The sequence below is a fragment of the [Clostridium] scindens genome, from assembly GCF_019597925.1.
Classification (GTDB): Bacteria; Bacillota; Clostridia; order Lachnospirales; family Lachnospiraceae; genus Clostridium_AP.
This window is the reverse complement of record NZ_CP080442.1, coordinates 3,881,766-3,896,637: the sequence shown is the minus strand read 5'-3', so window position 1 is coordinate 3,896,637 and position 14,872 is coordinate 3,881,766. Positions and strand designations below refer to the sequence as shown.

The 14,872-nt window shown below is 47.6% G+C and carries 18 protein-coding genes; 16 read left to right on the top strand and 2 right to left on the bottom strand.

The annotated features are described in order from the left end of the window. Positions 1-85: 85 nt before the first annotated feature. A complete protein-coding gene (locus K0036_RS18670) occupies positions 86-823 on the bottom strand; it encodes an adaptor protein MecA (RefSeq protein WP_025641041.1) in 738 nt (245 codons plus the stop codon). Between the two features lie 433 nt (positions 824-1,256). Here K0036_RS18670 and K0036_RS18665 point away from each other — a divergent pair, with 433 nt between their 5' ends. The 6 genes from K0036_RS18665 (at position 1,257) to K0036_RS18640 (ending at position 6,631) form a co-directional block, all read left to right on the top strand. After that, complete coding sequence (locus K0036_RS18665) at positions 1,257-1,529, top strand: hypothetical protein (RefSeq protein WP_025641042.1); 273 nt, start codon at positions 1,257-1,259, stop codon at positions 1,527-1,529. Positions 1,530-1,583: 54 nt separating this feature from the next. Then, positions 1,584-3,620 (top strand): glycosyl hydrolase family 18 protein, encoded by a 2,037-nt coding sequence (locus K0036_RS18660; protein WP_259283351.1) that lies wholly within the window; start codon positions 1,584-1,586, stop codon positions 3,618-3,620. A 71-nt stretch (positions 3,621-3,691) separates the two neighbouring features. After that, the gene (locus K0036_RS18655; RefSeq protein ID WP_220430395.1) at positions 3,692-4,372 is read left to right on the top strand and encodes an N-acetylmuramoyl-L-alanine amidase; all 681 of its coding nucleotides are present in this window, start codon (positions 3,692-3,694) and stop codon (positions 4,370-4,372) included. Positions 4,373-4,383: 11 nt separating this feature from the next. Continuing rightward, on the top strand, positions 4,384-5,442 hold the full coding sequence (locus K0036_RS18650) for an L-threonylcarbamoyladenylate synthase (RefSeq protein ID WP_220430394.1): 1,059 nt from the start codon (positions 4,384-4,386) through the stop codon (positions 5,440-5,442). A gap of 40 nt (positions 5,443-5,482) precedes the next feature. Then, the gene (upp, locus tag K0036_RS18645) at positions 5,483-6,112 is read left to right on the top strand and encodes a uracil phosphoribosyltransferase (protein ID WP_025641049.1); all 630 of its coding nucleotides are present in this window, start codon (positions 5,483-5,485) and stop codon (positions 6,110-6,112) included. Positions 6,113-6,142: 30 nt separating this feature from the next. Then, positions 6,143-6,631, top strand: coding sequence for a deoxycytidylate deaminase (locus tag K0036_RS18640; protein ID WP_173694739.1), 489 nt, complete (start codon positions 6,143-6,145; stop codon positions 6,629-6,631). A gap of 84 nt (positions 6,632-6,715) precedes the next feature. Here the strand turns inward: K0036_RS18640 and K0036_RS18635 are convergent, their stop codons facing one another. After that, positions 6,716-6,955, bottom strand: coding sequence for a YaaL family protein (locus K0036_RS18635; protein WP_025641051.1), 240 nt, complete (start codon positions 6,953-6,955; stop codon positions 6,716-6,718). 119 nt (positions 6,956-7,074) lie between these two features. Between K0036_RS18635 and K0036_RS18630 the strand changes: the two genes are divergently transcribed. The 10 genes from K0036_RS18630 to K0036_RS18585 all read left to right on the top strand — a co-directional run bounded on the left by K0036_RS18630 (position 7,075) and on the right by K0036_RS18585 (position 14,871). Further along, the gene (locus K0036_RS18630) at positions 7,075-7,284 is read left to right on the top strand and encodes a pro-sigmaK processing inhibitor BofA family protein (protein WP_025641053.1); all 210 of its coding nucleotides are present in this window, start codon (positions 7,075-7,077) and stop codon (positions 7,282-7,284) included. Between the two features lie 187 nt (positions 7,285-7,471). Further along, complete coding sequence (locus tag K0036_RS18625) at positions 7,472-8,383, top strand: hypothetical protein (RefSeq protein WP_220430393.1); 912 nt, start codon at positions 7,472-7,474, stop codon at positions 8,381-8,383. Further along, positions 8,380-9,612 carry a CpaF family protein gene (locus K0036_RS18620; RefSeq protein WP_220430392.1) on the top strand — a complete coding sequence of 411 codons (1,233 nt, stop codon included), beginning with the start codon at positions 8,380-8,382 and terminating at the stop codon, positions 9,610-9,612. Before K0036_RS18625 ends, K0036_RS18620 begins: the two co-directional genes overlap by 4 nt. Next, positions 9,539-10,294, top strand: a complete 756-nt coding sequence (locus K0036_RS18615) for a type II secretion system F family protein (protein ID WP_330627171.1) — start codon at positions 9,539-9,541, stop codon at positions 10,292-10,294. The genes K0036_RS18620 and K0036_RS18615 overlap by 74 nt, the downstream gene beginning before the upstream one ends. Then, positions 10,231-11,502 (top strand): hypothetical protein, encoded by a 1,272-nt coding sequence (locus K0036_RS18610; RefSeq protein ID WP_227036167.1) that lies wholly within the window; start codon positions 10,231-10,233, stop codon positions 11,500-11,502. The genes K0036_RS18615 and K0036_RS18610 overlap by 64 nt, the downstream gene beginning before the upstream one ends. An 80-nt stretch (positions 11,503-11,582) precedes the next feature. Then, on the top strand, positions 11,583-11,759 hold the full coding sequence (locus K0036_RS18605) for a Flp1 family type IVb pilin (RefSeq protein WP_220430391.1): 177 nt from the start codon (positions 11,583-11,585) through the stop codon (positions 11,757-11,759). Between the two features lie 68 nt (positions 11,760-11,827). Beyond that, positions 11,828-13,120: a DUF5702 domain-containing protein gene (locus tag K0036_RS18600; RefSeq protein WP_220430390.1), complete on the top strand. Its 1,293-nt coding sequence runs from the start codon at positions 11,828-11,830 to the stop codon at positions 13,118-13,120. Positions 13,121-13,204: 84 nt separating this feature from the next. Then, on the top strand, positions 13,205-14,011 hold the full coding sequence (locus K0036_RS18595; protein WP_025641068.1) for a TadE/TadG family type IV pilus assembly protein: 807 nt from the start codon (positions 13,205-13,207) through the stop codon (positions 14,009-14,011). Continuing rightward, entirely contained in the window at positions 13,999-14,430 is a 432-nt protein-coding gene (locus K0036_RS18590; protein ID WP_025641070.1) for a prepilin peptidase, read from the top strand. Before K0036_RS18595 ends, K0036_RS18590 begins: the two co-directional genes overlap by 13 nt. Beyond that, complete coding sequence (locus tag K0036_RS18585; RefSeq protein WP_025641071.1) at positions 14,431-14,871, top strand: TadE family protein; 441 nt, start codon at positions 14,431-14,433, stop codon at positions 14,869-14,871. It abuts the gene before it with no gap. Position 14,872: the final 1 nt, after the last annotated feature.

The following is a 14,872-nucleotide window of genomic DNA, read 5'->3' as shown; positions in this document are numbered from 1 at the left end:
CAAATAACAAAAAGATGCATCGGGACAAGCCCGTGCATCTTTTCTTGTTATTTGACATATAAGCGCGGATATTGTAACCCGCAGATTAAACTGCCGCAAGCTTTTGAACTGCGTTGGCAGATACGAGAACCTCGCAATGCTCTTCCAGAAATGCCAGTGTAGCGCCGGAAGCCTTTTCCAAAGATCCATATTCTGAAAGCATGTTGCATATCCGGTTGAAATCGTTAGTGGTCAGGTCTGACTGTGTCAGCGCAAGGATATACACGTCTTCGACTTGATCTTTGTATAGGGTATTGGAACCAGAGTACATCGTGCTAAGCAGGCGCGCGGCCTTTAACACATAATCCATTGTTGCAAATGAGAACAGCCGCAAGGTGGTCTTGGGTGCTTTGGATGACTGCTCTTCATTGACAGTTTCCGCCGTCTCGGCCGTGCCAAGTTTTTCTTTGACCTTGCCTAACAGATCCAGCAATGTCTCAGCGCCTTCCAGTTTGGCGGGGGCATCCTTCTTCTTAGTATCCCAGTCGCCATCCGGTGACGGAGCGAATTTTGAAAAACGGGTATCGAGTTCCTCTGGATCCTCGACTTTAGTAATTATCAGCACGATTGAATCAGCGGAAGCAGGTATTGCTTCTATCATAAGAGGAATATCTTCTGCTTCGAATCCAAATTCAAAGGCTGCCTGTTGCATCATATCGTGGAAAAGTGACTTCGCTTTTTCGGTTCCGTAGGCCAGTTCGCTCAACTGAAGCTGGCGTGCAGCCAGATCGGCACGTGTCAAAGTGCAGCGTATCTGATTGTCGTTGAGTTTCTCAATCTTCATATTCATCACTTCCTTCTAATTTAGTATAGCATAGAAAATATGGGATGTTCAATAAAATAAGTATAAAATAAAAAAGTGCTTGATTTCGCTGAATCTATCGGATATAATGACGATACTAGAAGATAGTTTTCCCTGATAGCTACGTTCTTAGAACAAAGGAGGGAGAATTTCTTAATTTTATTTTTATCTTAATGTCTCAATGTAAGACGATCTGCGAATCTATCATAGACAAATCAGAGATTGCCGTTTCAGGCATAATTATCACATTATTTTTTAGAGGAACTTATGGAAAAGCACTATAATGCCAAAACTATCTTCTATATTTACCAGCTGTGGCATATATGGCGGAAATGTATCACGAGTATCTCCTTTTATATTATTATATGCAATCGCAGCCGTAGTTATCATATGGCATTGAAAAGGAGGCTAGTACATGGGGAAGGAAGAAGATTTAAGAAGGATGTTCCAGGAATTGACAGGCTATGAGAAGAAAAAGATAGACCTGAAGATGGAGGGAATACCTGCAAGCCCCATGCAGATAGTCCAGGCTCACCAGATGCGGGAGGGTGTGACTTATATGAGGGACTATATACTGGACGATGAGGGCGATATTATCGAATTGGACTTCCAAGGCGTAAGAACTGAAGAAAACCAGAAAAACGAAGAAACGCAAATACCCCGAAAAATCAATAAAATGTCGAAATAAATAATGACGTGTGTCAATGCTTTTGCTATAATAAGGTCTAGTAGGAGGTGCAGCATGGAAGAAAGAGAAAGAAGAAGCCGCACAGCTCCGGACCGAACAAGAAGCACAAGCCGGCCGGGGACGCCAAGAACTGGCACAGCAAGAAGCCGAACCGCGACAGGCAGACGGGATACGACAAAGCAGCAGAATGCCAGAAGGCAGCAGGATGCGGGAAGGCAGCAGGAAGCCAGAAGACAGCAGGAGACAGGAAGGCAGCAGGAGGCCAGAAGGCAGCAGGCGAGAAGATCGCAGTCCGGGAGACCGGGAAGCAAGCGGACGCCGGCGAGAGGGCCCCAATCCAAGAGAAGAAGAAAGAGAAACTTGGGAATCAAGATATTCCTTGTGATTATATTAGCGATATTAGCTGTTGTGGCAGCATTTTTATGGAAACGATACAGTCCTTCAAAAGAAAAGTATGATTTGAAAAAGTATTATGGGATTGAACAGGAAGGACAGCTGGCTATTACCGTTAATAATCAGGTCGTAGAACCCCATGGCATGATTGCGGATGGCAAGGCATATATCCAGTATGATGTCGTAAGGAAATACATCAACAGCAGATTCTATTGGGATCCTGATGAGAATATCCTCTTGTACACGCTTCCAAAAGACATGGTTTCCGTCGAAGTAGGCAGCAAGGACTATATGGTGTCGAAGGATAAGAAAAGCGAAGACTACGTCATCCTAAAGACCGAAGGAAGCACGGCATATATCGCACTTGATTTTATCAGCCAGTATACCAATATGGAGTATGAGGTTTACGATAATCCAAGCAGAGTCATGATCGTCAGCGACTGGGGAAAGACTACAGTGGCAACAATAAAAAGAGACACTCAGGTTCGCTATCAGGGCGGAGTCAAGAGTCCGATCCTTGCCGAAGTATCGAAAAAGGACGAAGTTACGATCGTAGAGAGCGAGGAAAACTGGAAGAAGGTTCGCACGAAGGACGGATTTATCGGATATGTCAGGAACAAAGACCTGAAGAATGAAGAGACCAAGACGATATCCAGAGATTTCGAAGAGCAGGAATTTACCAGTATTTCCAAGGATTATACGATCAACATGGCATGGCACAACGTGACCAACAGTGACGCAAATGGAAGCGTGCTGCAGAAGATTGCAGAGAGTAAGGGTCTGACGACAATTGCGCCAACCTGGTTCCATGTAAAAGATACGGATGGGAATATGGACTCCATAGCTTCCGCGGATTATGTAAATTATGCACATCAGGCCAACATAGAAGTGTGGGCGACTATCAGGGATTTTGACGGGGGAATCAACTCCTATGATGAATCCTATGCATTGCTGAGTTATACCTCTAAGAGGGAGAATTTGATCAACCAGCTGATTTCCGAAGCATTGCGCGTGGGAATCGATGGAATCAACGTTGATTTTGAAAAGATTTCAGAAGAATGCGGAGAGCATTATATACAGTTTATCCGCGAATTGTCTGTGAGATGCCGGCAGAATGGAATCGTGCTGTCTGTCGACAATTATGTTCCTAAGGGCTATAATATGCAATATGACCGTAAGGAGCAGGGAATCGTTGCAGATTACGTGATTATCATGGGTTATGATGAGCATTTTGCAGGCTCGCCGGAGGCAGGCCCGGTTTCTTCTTATAATTTTGTAAAAGAAGGCATCGAGGAGACGCTCAAGGAAGTTCCGGCTGAAAAGGTGATCAGTGGAATCCCGTTCTTTACCAGGCTATGGTCGGAGACTCCGAAGACGGAGGAAGAACTGGCAAGCCAGGCAGGAACGGATGCCGCGGAATATACCATGAATGTGGACAGCCAGGCCCTGGGAATGACCAGCGCAAGCGACCAGGTGGCTCAGGCCGGGGCAGAGATTACCTGGGATGATAAGGCGCAGCAGAACTATGCCACATGGACCGTAGATAATGTGACATACGAGATATGGCTGGAGGATGAGAAATCTATCGAGCCTAAGCTGCAGCTGATGAAAGAGAATAAACTTGCCGGTACGGCAGCCTGGGCTTTGGGACAAGAGAATCCGGACATCTGGAATCTGATATTAAAATACGTAAATTAGTGAAATAAAATATAAAATACCTCCGGCAGTCATATATTTAAACAATATATAGACTGTCAGGAGGTATTTTTTTGCGTAAAAAAGTAGAGTTCGCAGTCCTGGTACTGGCGCTGGCAGGGCTGCTGGCCGTCAGCAAGAATTTGGAGAAATATGTATCCAGCGCAGATGTGAAGAAAGGAAATGCTACCGTAGTCATAGATGCGGGACACGGCGGAAGCGATCCGGGCAAAATCGGAGTGAATGATGCATTGGAGAAGGACATCAACTTAAAGATTGCCAAGAAGGTCAAGAAGCTTCTGGAAAAAGAGGGCGTGACCGTAGTCATGACCCGTAAGGAGGATGCTACGCTGGCTAAGGAAAGCGACCAGAATCAGAAGATCCAGGATATGAAGGCACGGGTCGATGTGATCAATAAGACGAAGCCGGCAATGGTAGTCAGCATTCATCAGAACAGTTATCATGAGGAGGGAATCCATGGAGCCCAGGTATTCTACTACTCCCATTCCAGCGATGGAGAAAAGGCGGCGGTAATCATGCAGAAAGCGCTGCTGGCCGTGGATAGCGATAATACCAGGCAGGCAAAGGCCAATGATACATACTATATTCTTAAGAGAACGGAGGTTCCGACAGTCATTGTAGAATGCGGATTCTTGAGCAACAACGAAGAGGCGGAAAAATTAGTCACGAAGGAGTATCAGCAGCAGCTGGCAGAAGCAATTACTCAGGGAATCCAAACTTGTCTGTCGAAGTAGAGTGTAGTATAATGAAATCTATGAGAACAATAATAGAGAAAATAGATAAAAACAAAATAAATACAGATATTATAAGAGAAGCCGGACGCATATTAAGAGAAGGAGGCCTGGTGGCATTTCCGACAGAAACCGTATATGGACTGGGAGCAGACGCGCTGAATGAGCACGCGGCGCAAAAAATATATGCTGCCAAGGGAAGGCCATCCGACAATCCTTTAATCATCCATATAACCAGCATGGATGACCTTGCAAAGATTACCTCCTCCATACCGGAGTCGGCTAAGGTTATTGCCGACAAGTATTGGCCGGGACCGCTTACCATGATCTTTGATAAGAGCGGCATTGTCCCATATGGAACTACCGGCGGTCTTGATACGGTGGCAGTCCGCATGCCAAGCCATGAGATAGCCCGGGAAGTGATTGATGCAGGAGGCGGCTATATAGCTGCCCCCAGCGCGAATACATCGGGAAGGCCAAGCCCTACGACAGCCCTGCATGTGGAAGAAGATATGACCGGGAAGATTGATATGATCATTGATGGAGGCCCTGTGGACATAGGCGTGGAGTCTACCATACTGGATATGACGGTTGTGCCGCCGATGATCCTCCGCCCCGGCGCCATTACCCGGGAAATGCTGACGGAACTGATCGGCGAAGTGTCCGTGGACAAGACATTGATAACGCCGGACAGTAAAAAGGCTCCCAAAGCTCCGGGCATGAAATACAGGCATTATGCGCCGAAAGCGGAATTGACGATTGTAGAAGGCGAGATCAAAGAGGTAATTGCCAAGATCAACAGCCTGGCGGCAGAAAAGCTGGAAGAAGGCCTGAAGGTGGGGATCATTGGAACCGAGGAGACGGTAGAATGCTATCCGTCAGGAGATGTAAAGAGCATAGGAACCAGGGAGGATGAAGCGACGATAGCGGGAAGCCTCTATGGCATCCTGCGGGAATTTGACAATGACGGCGTTGATTATATCTACAGCGAGGCATTTGCCACAGGAGGGATTGGGAGCGCGATTATGAATCGCCTGCTGAAGGCAGCCGGACATCACGTGATTCATATATAAACACTAATAAATAATAAGGACGAATGAGGAGGAAGAAAAGATGTCTAACGTACAGATCATGGATCATCCGCTGATTAAGCATAAGATCAGCTATATCCGTCAGGAGAATGTAGGATCCAGGGATTTCAGGGCAGTCGTGGGAGAGATTGCGGCACTGATGTGCTATGAGGCTACAAGGGATCTGAAACTTCAGGATGTAAAGATCAAGACACCAATCTGCGAGACGGTGGGGCAGGAATTAAGTGGAAAAAAGATGGCGGTAGTGCCAATCCTGAGAGCGGGAATCGGCATGGTGGACGGCATACTGAATATGATACCTGCCGCAAAAGTAGGGCATATTGGCCTGTATCGTGATCCCGAGACTTTTGAGCCGGTGGAGTATTACTGCAAGCTTCCGGCTGACTGTGATGAAAGAGAAGTCTTCGTGGTAGATCCCATGCTGGCTACCGGCGGATCCAGCGTTGCGGCGATCCAGATGCTGAAGGACAAGGGTGTGAAGAATATCCGGTTCATGTGCATCATTGCGGCGCCAGAAGGCGTGGAGCGGATGACAAAGGCACACCCGGATGTGGATCTGTATATTGGGGCTCTGGATGATCATCTGAATGAGCAGAAATACATCGTGCCGGGGCTGGGGGATGCGGGAGACCGTATCTTTGGAACCAAGTAATGACATATCTACGGTAAGGAGGTAAAGCATATGGGCAGCAAGAGGAAAGACTATATCAGCTGGGACGAGTATTTTATGGGCGTAGCCATGTTATCCGGCATGCGTTCCAAAGACCCGAATACACAGGTTGGCTGCTGTATCGTAAGCCAAGATAACAAGATTCTGTCCATGGGCTATAATGGACTGCCGATGGGATGCTCTGATGATGAATTCCCATGGGAGAGGGAAGGGGACGACCCGTTGGAGACCAAATATGTATATACGGTGCATAGCGAATTGAATGCGATCCTTAACTACCGGGGCGGTAGCCTGGAAGGAGCGAAACTTTATGTGTCCCTCTTTCCATGCAACGAATGCGCCAAAGCGATCATTCAAAGCGGGATTAAGGAAGTGATCTATGATTGCAATAAATATGAAGATACATCCTCTGTGAAGGCATCCATGCGGATGTTTGATGCGGCGGGCGTGAATTACCATCAGTACCACCGCACGCAAAGAGAGATTACCATCAGGCTGTAAGCCTGGCAAGAATAAGGAAAGGGAAGCTCCTGGCCTGACCGGCCGGAAGCTTCCCTTTCCTTATTCTTGCTTATAAAACTATGCTTATGAAATCATCTTGGCCTGCCGCAGAAGGAAACGGTAGCGTTTCCAGGCAGCATTGCCTTTGTAGATATAGCAGTCGATCAAGTCCGGGTCTGAAGCATTCTGGAAGTTGTTGTATGCATCTTCGATTTCCTGCCTTGCCTGGGCGATCTCTTCAATCAAAGTATCGCACTGGGGATCGAAGGATAAGCGCCTGTATACATCTTCTTCGGCAGCACTTCCTCGCTCAAATAATCTCATAATCCACCTCCGTTGCTGTATCGCTTGGTTTTCTTTTTTCTAGTATAGGCAGATTTGAAGAATAAAATACCAGATACGAGGATATATATGGAATTAGGAAAGAATTTGGGAGGGTGAGTATGCCGGAACAGAAATCTCATATTTTGGTTAATTTTTTAGTACGGGCAATCATAGGTATTGCAATTATTTTTTTTGTAAATGAGTTTTTGGCTTCTAAGGGGATCTCTGCGCAGGTTGGCATGAATCCAGTAACATTTTTGACGTCCGGAGTCTTTGGAATCCCAGGGGTCGCGCTTCTTTACGGCATTACTATCTACCAGATTTTGTAAGGGTTGCACAAAGTTTTGCCTTTTTTAAAAAAGGGATGGACAAACAGGAAATATGTGGTTTATAATCGTCCTACAAGTTACATCTGGTGACTTGTATCTGATTATCTAATTCTATTAATAGATTCTATGCCATATCGGCGGAAGATCACACAGACATGATAAGACAGCAACAGAGGAGGGATTTTATGTGAGCAGGAGTCTGGTTATTTGCGACCAGGAAGAGAAGTATGCCTCTGCGCTTGCGGCATACCTGACAAAGAAAAAGGAACTCGCGCTGCAAGTGCAAGTGTGCAGCGATCCGGGACAAGTGCGGAGGATTCAGCAGGAGGAAGCGATTGATATCCTTCTTATCAGCAGCGGCTATACGCAGGAGATAAGAAAGGAGATCCAGGCAGGAAGCGTATTCGTCCTGACAGAGACGGCAAGCGCGAGTACCGGGCCTTTAGAAGTCCCGGTATACCGATATCAGTCGGGCGAGGCCATTCTTGCTGAGGTCATCTGCCAATGCGGCCTAAAAGGAGAAGAAGGATTATTTCTCCAAGCGGCAAAGAAAAGGCAGATGCGGATCATCGGGATTTTCTCGCCGGTACACCGCACGGGAAAGACCGGCTATGGACTGGAAATGGGAAAGGAACTGGCCGTATCTTATAATGTCCTGTATATCAACATGGAACTGTATGGGGGGATCGGCGGTCATTTTCCAGAGGAAGGGCAGACGCTGGCAGATCTGATCTACTATTCCCGCCAGGAAAGCCGGAACTTCGGAATGATCCTTACCACGCTGGCAAAGCATATGGAATCACAGGACTATCTGCTCCCGTTCCGGGTATCCGAAGACATAAAGGCAGTCACGTCCAAGGAATGGACGAGCCTTCTTATGCAGATTGAGCAGTGCGCCATCTATGATGTCCTGATATTGGATATAGATGAAGGAATACAGGATGTCTATGGAGTTCTCAGGCAATGTACGGAAGTGATGGTGCCCGTGGCTAATGATCCGGCTGCCAGGGCCAAGCTGTTCCAGTTTGAAGAGGAACTAAGGCTGCTTGGCTATGAGGATGTGAAGAAGAAACTGGTGAAAAAGGAGCTGGAGCGATGATACAGGCGGAACAGCTGCACGCCAGGATCCTGGAAGAACTGGATATGACCAGGGAGATAGAAGATGAGGAACTGACGGAATTGATCTACCGGGTTCTCCAGGAAGCGTCTTCAGAAGAATATCTTTCTCTTTCACGGAAGACGGAACTGGGCAAGGAACTATTCAATGCATTCCGCAAGCTGGACCTGCTTCAAGAGTTTCTGGAAGATGAAGGAATTACAGAGATCATGATTAACGGCACCAAAAGTATCTTTTTTGAACGGGATGGCAGGATCTATAAGTCGGACAAGCGGTTCCTGTCGAAGGAAAAACTGGAAGATGTCATCCAGCAGATCGTAGCGGGCTCTAACCGTCTGGTAAATGAAGCATCTCCCATCGTGGATGCCAGGCTGGCCGACGGCTCCCGGGTCAATGTAGTGCTAGCGCCAGTGGCAGTGAACGGGCCTATTGTTACGATAAGAAAATTTGGAAAAGATGCCATTACCATGGATCAGCTGATTGCATGGAATTCCATCAGCAAAGAAATATCTGTTTTTCTGGCCACCCTGGTGGCAGCCGGATATAACATATTCATAAGTGGAGGGACCGGTTCCGGGAAAACCACTTTCTTAAATGCATTATCGCAGTATATTCCAAAGGATGAAAGAATTATAACCATTGAAGACAACGCAGAATTAAAATTGCAGGAAATCCCCAATCTGGTAAGCCTTGAGGCAAGGAATCCCAATGTGGAGGGGACAGGCGCCGTGACGATCCGCGATCTGATCAAGTCGGCCCTGAGAATGCGCCCAGATCGGATTATTGTGGGCGAGGTCCGGGGAGCGGAGGCGATCGATATGCTGCAGGCCCTAAATACTGGACACGATGGCAGTCTTAGTACCGGCCATGCCAACAGTACGGCAGATATGCTTTCCAGGCTGGAGACGATGGTATTGATGGGAATGAATCTTCCCTTGCCGGCAATTCAAAGGCAGATTGCCTCGGGCATTGATATCATCGTCCATCTTGGGAGACTGCAGGATAAGAGCCGAAAATTACTGGAAGTGTCGGAGGTTCTGGGATATGAGGACGGAAAGATATGTCTCCAGTTATTGTATAAGTATGAAGAAGAAGGAGAGAAGGAAGGGAAGGTTACAGGGAATTGGAGGAAGATACATGAGATTACGAACGATCAGAAACTTAAGATGGCCGGATATGACCAAGAGGGAACTTGCGATGATCATAATTAAGTCAGGCGCAGTTACTTTAGTGACCGCCTGGCTGTACTATCGTTCATTCTGGATGCTGCTGCCACTGCTGCCTGTATGGGCCTGGCATTTTAAGATGATGGCAGAAGAAGTGGCTCGCAAGAAAGATCAGGAATTCCTGCTGCAGTTCAAAGAAGCAATCCAAGCCATGGCATCGGCTCTGAATACAGGATATTCTGTAGAGAATTCACTTCTTGAGGCGCAGAAGGAATTAAGGCTTCTGTACCCTGAGGATGCGAGAATATCACGAGAATTTCTGGTGATGGCAAGACAACTAAGGCTTCACGTGCCAATGGAGCAGATCCTGGAGGAGTTTGCCGGAAGGTCCGGGCTGGAGGATGTGGAGAACTTCGTGGCAGTATTTGCAGTTGCAAGAAAAAGCGGAGGAGATATGATTTCTATTATCCGTAATACAGCAAACCAGATAGGGGACAAGATTGATGTGAAAAGAGAGATAGATACCGTGCTGGCGGCTAAGAAGTATGAGTTTCGGGTAATGGCGGCAATCCCGTATGCGATTATCGGCTATATGTCATTAAGTTTCCCGGAATTTATGGACAGCCTGTATGGGAACATAATGGGAATCGGGGTGATGTCGGCATGCCTGGCAATATATTTGGGCGCATATTATCTTGGAGCAAGAATCATAAGGATCGAGGTATAAAGATACTGGCAGTAAGCGCCATCCTGCTGGCGGGAATTCTCCTGCTGTTTGTGGATTACATGTCAGCGTCTGCCAGGACAGTGGGGAAAATTGTAAGGAACAGCCATGGGCAGGGCGCAAGCACGGAGATGCTGGAGGTATTGCTGGAAGGCGCGGCAGAAAAGATACCTGTGGAGATTAAAGTATCCGAGCAGCAATATGGCAAAGAAGAGGTCCGGGAATTATTCCAGAGAGTAATGCGTAGACTGGACAGACTGATTCTCGGGAAAAATGAGAGTCTGGACAGGATAGAATATGACATGGACCTTGTTACGCAGGTACCGGGCGAGCCGGTAGGAGTCGAGTGGGAGCTGGAACGTTATGATGTGATGAATATCAGGGGAGAGCTGCAGGAGAACGCGCTGGATCAGGAAGGGACGCTTGTAAAACTAAGCGCTGTCCTTACCTATAGTGAAGATCCGAAGGAACAGGCGTTATATGAGTGCATAGCAAATATAGTTCCGAAGGCCTTGACCGGGAAAGAACAAAAGGGGCAGCAGGTCATGCAGGAAATTATGAAGCGGGAGGCAGACAGCAAGACCAAAAGGGTATGGCTGCTTCCGGAGAAGATTCAAGGAAAGGCAGCCACCTATTATAAGAAGATGGACTACCGGGGACTGGTCCTGATCGTGATGGCAATATTGATCGCCATCCTGCTGTATGCCCTAAAGCAGCAGAACATTCGGAAGGAAGGAGAAGAAAAGAAGCGGCAGATGATGCTGGACTATCCGGAAATTGTCAATAAGCTGACTTTATTCCTGGGGGCAGGCATGACTGTAAAAAGAGCGTGGAAAAAAGTAGTGGAGGATTATGAACGGCATAAGACAGATGGAAATGCCCGACATGCATATGAAGAGATGAAAAAGGCGTGTTACGAGATGGAAAGCGGGGTTATGGAGACAGAAAGCTATGAGAATTTCGGAAGGAGATGCAACGCACAGCCTTATATCAGATTAGGGGCGCTGCTGTCACAGAATCTTCGTAAGGGAACGAAAGGCCTCACTCATCTATTACGGCTGGAATCTATCCAGGCTTTCGAAGAACGCAAAGCCAGGGCAAAAAGGCTGGGAGAAGAGGCAGGCACGAAATTGCTGCTTCCCATGTTCTTGATGCTGGCAATCGTGCTGATCATAGTCATAGTGCCTGCGTTTCTATCTATGCAGATCTAGCGTATGCCAGTAAAGGAACAGGCTAGCGAACGAGCAGATGTGAGGCCGGAAGCAGAGATAAACTTAGGAGGAGAACGTGTATGTGGAAAATATGGTATATATCGCAAGTATTAAGAGAAAAGAGAGGAATCGGAGTCGTAGAAGTTATATTGATACTGGTGGTGCTGATTGGGCTGGTCATTATATTCAAGTCCCAGCTTACCAGCCTGGTGCAGACAATCTTCCAGAAGATAACCAGCGAAAGTTCAGGTATCTAGTCCGCGGAGAAGTGACAGCATATTTAAGCCTGGTCTTCATCCTCTTTATAACATTGGTAGGGGGATTGATGGAAAGCGCCTCGATACAGATGGCGAAGAATTACAGACGGGCGGATATGAATCGGGCAGTCGAGTGCATGTTCGCAGAATACCAGAAAGAATTGCTGGACGAGTACCATATATTTGCACTGGACGGAAGCTATGAGACAGGGCAATATGAGCAGTCGAACTTGATGAAGCGTTTAGAGTATTATGGTGCGGGAAATATGGAACAGGAGATAAAGCGGATACAGTTCCTTACGGACCAGGGCTGTCAATCTTTCTTTGATCAGATTACCGCATATATGGAGCACAAGTATGGAATAGATTCGGTCAAGGATATGCTGGGGATGACTTCCGTCTGGGGACAGCAGCAGGATAAAGGAGCAGAGTATGCAAAGGAGGAAGCTGAAACCCAAAAAGGCTTGGAAGATCTGTTGGCCTTAAATGACAGCGAACTGCCTAAAGAGGAGAACCCCATTGACCATGTAGGTCGATTGAAGGCCCAGCCATTGCTGGAACTGATACTGCCCAAAGACAGGGCATTATCAGAAAAGCACGCCAATGAAAAGGAAATGCTCTCCGCTAGAGCCAGGCAGGAGGGATATGGAGATTTTTCCGATGTGGCGGAGGCGGGAGGAACTGTATCTTCTCTCCTTTTCGGAGAATATCTGCTGGAGAATTTCTCATCCTTTACAGATGAAGGAAAGGGAGGAGCCTTAGATTATGAATTGGAGTATATCCTGGCGGGTGCAGGCAGTGACAAAGAGAATCTGGAGAAGGTAGCAAGAAAATTAATGATGCTTAGGTTCGTTCCTAATTATGCGTATATTCAAACGGATGGAGAGATGAAGGCAGAAGCAGAGGCGGCGGCCGCAACGCTGTGCACGCTTCTTGCCATCCCTGCCATCACGGGCGCTGCTGCCCAGGCGATTCTTCTGGCATGGGCCTACGGAGAGACGGTGATGGATCTTCGGTCTATGCTAAAGGGAAACCGCGTGCCGCTGGTAAAGTCCAGGGAAACCTGGCAGCTCCAGTTATCTTCGCTTCTTACTCTGGGGACGCAAGAGGATACGAAAGAAGGAGCCGATGCGCCGGAAGGCCTTGAATATAAAGACTATCTGAGGATGCTGCTTTTTCTGGCGCCCAAACAGACATCTGGATTACGGGCACTTGGAATCATTGAGCAGAATCTGAGAAAAGTATATGGACAGGCATACTTTCGTGCAGACTTGTGTATCAGCAGGGTAGAGTTTCGATCAGTCTGCAGGTTAAGAAGAGGAATCCATTATGAATTTCCAACTTATTTTGGATATCAGTAGAGGCGGATGCAGATGTCTTTCCGGATTCTTAGGCACTCATCCAACAAAAAGTTAAAAATAAAAGAAAGGAGAAGGATTCGTACCATGAATAGTAAAATACTCCCCTTAGAACCTATCTATTCTGTCTTGACCGGGAGGACATCTGCATCCGCCTCTAAGAAAGGCAGCGTAACCGTGGAGGCGGCGATGGCGGTTCCGCTGTTTTTTCTCGCAATTGTGAGTCTTCTGTATCTGATGGAGACGATGGCAATCCAGGCCTCCGTCCGGTGCGGGCTCCAGGCAGCCGGAAAGAAAGCGGCAGATGAAGCCAGCAGCACGGCGGTCATAATGCCTTACCGCATAGAGAGCGATGTTGTGAATTCGATCGGCCAGGATCGGCTGGAAAGGAGTATCGTATCAGGAGGCAGCGGAGGGATCCACTGTGACAAGTCCAGAATGTCGCCCCGTACGGGAATCGGAGAATTGGTGGCATCATATGAGATACGCGTCCCGCTCCCTGTATTTGGTATCCCGCCGGCAAAGCACGAAGAAAAACTGCGTATCAAGGCTTGGACAGGCTATGAGAAGCAGGGATTTGGACGTGAGGACGATGATACGGTCTATGTAACGGAAACTGGGCTGGTGTATCACCGTGATTACCACTGTACGCACCTGGAACTATCCATACATATGGTGCCCCAGTCGGAGATAGAAGCTTTAAGAAATGAAGGCGGTGGAAAGTATCATCCATGCGAGCATTGTATGAAAGGAACTGTAGGCGGGGTGTATATCACAGATACCGGCGACCGTTACCATAGTTCGCTATCCTGCAGCGGCCTAAAGCGAACCGTCTATGCAGTGCCGCTGTCAGAGGTAATAGGAAAGGGGGCTTGCTCAAGATGTGGGAAATAAGCCAGGTGTTTTGCATGGGTATATTGCTAAGCCTTTCTGTGATTGACATTCATTTCCGAAGGATACCTGTGGATATCCTGGTCATGGCGAGCATTGCAGCATTAGTCTATCAGGGGATAACAAGGCAGGCGGATCTGTGGATGGCAGCAGGTGGCGCTGGCGTAGGAATTCTGTTTCTCCTGGTCAGCAAGGTTACGCGGGAAGGCTTTGGTTACGGAGATAGTTGGGCGATTTTAGCCTTGGGAATATATCTGGGGCTGTGGGGAGTGCTGGATGTGCTGGCGGGGACATTTTGCCTCCTCGCTGCGGCCTCTTTGATTTGTCTGACGGCAAAGAAAATGTCTAGAAAACATACGATTCCATTCATTCCTTTTCTGGCGGCAGGATATTTGCTTAGCGTGCTGACAGGGGGAAGATAAATGGGGGAAGAGTCATATAGAAAAATGAAAAAGCGGGTAAAAAGCAGAAGCTGCTTAAAAGGCAGCCTGACGGTAGAATTGTCATTTCTTATGCCAATGATCCTTTTTCTGATTATGGGCTGCATCCTGGCGTCTTTTTATTACCATGACAAACTCATCTTAACTGGCGCGGCATATGAGACGGCTGTGGCAGGCAGCACAAAAGCGCGGGAAAAGGACGGGGTAAAGGCAGGACAGTTGGAAAGCCTTTTCGTCCAGAGGGTAAAAGGGAAGTGTATTCTGACCAGCAATGCTCGGGCGAATGTGATGGTCGGAAAGGACGAGATTGAAGTGTATGCTATTGCTTTCCACGGGCGCATGAAGATATCCGTGGTAAAAAGGGCGGCAGTCACAGAACCCGAGAAGCGTATTAGGGATATGCAAAGGTTGAAGGAGAAGTGAA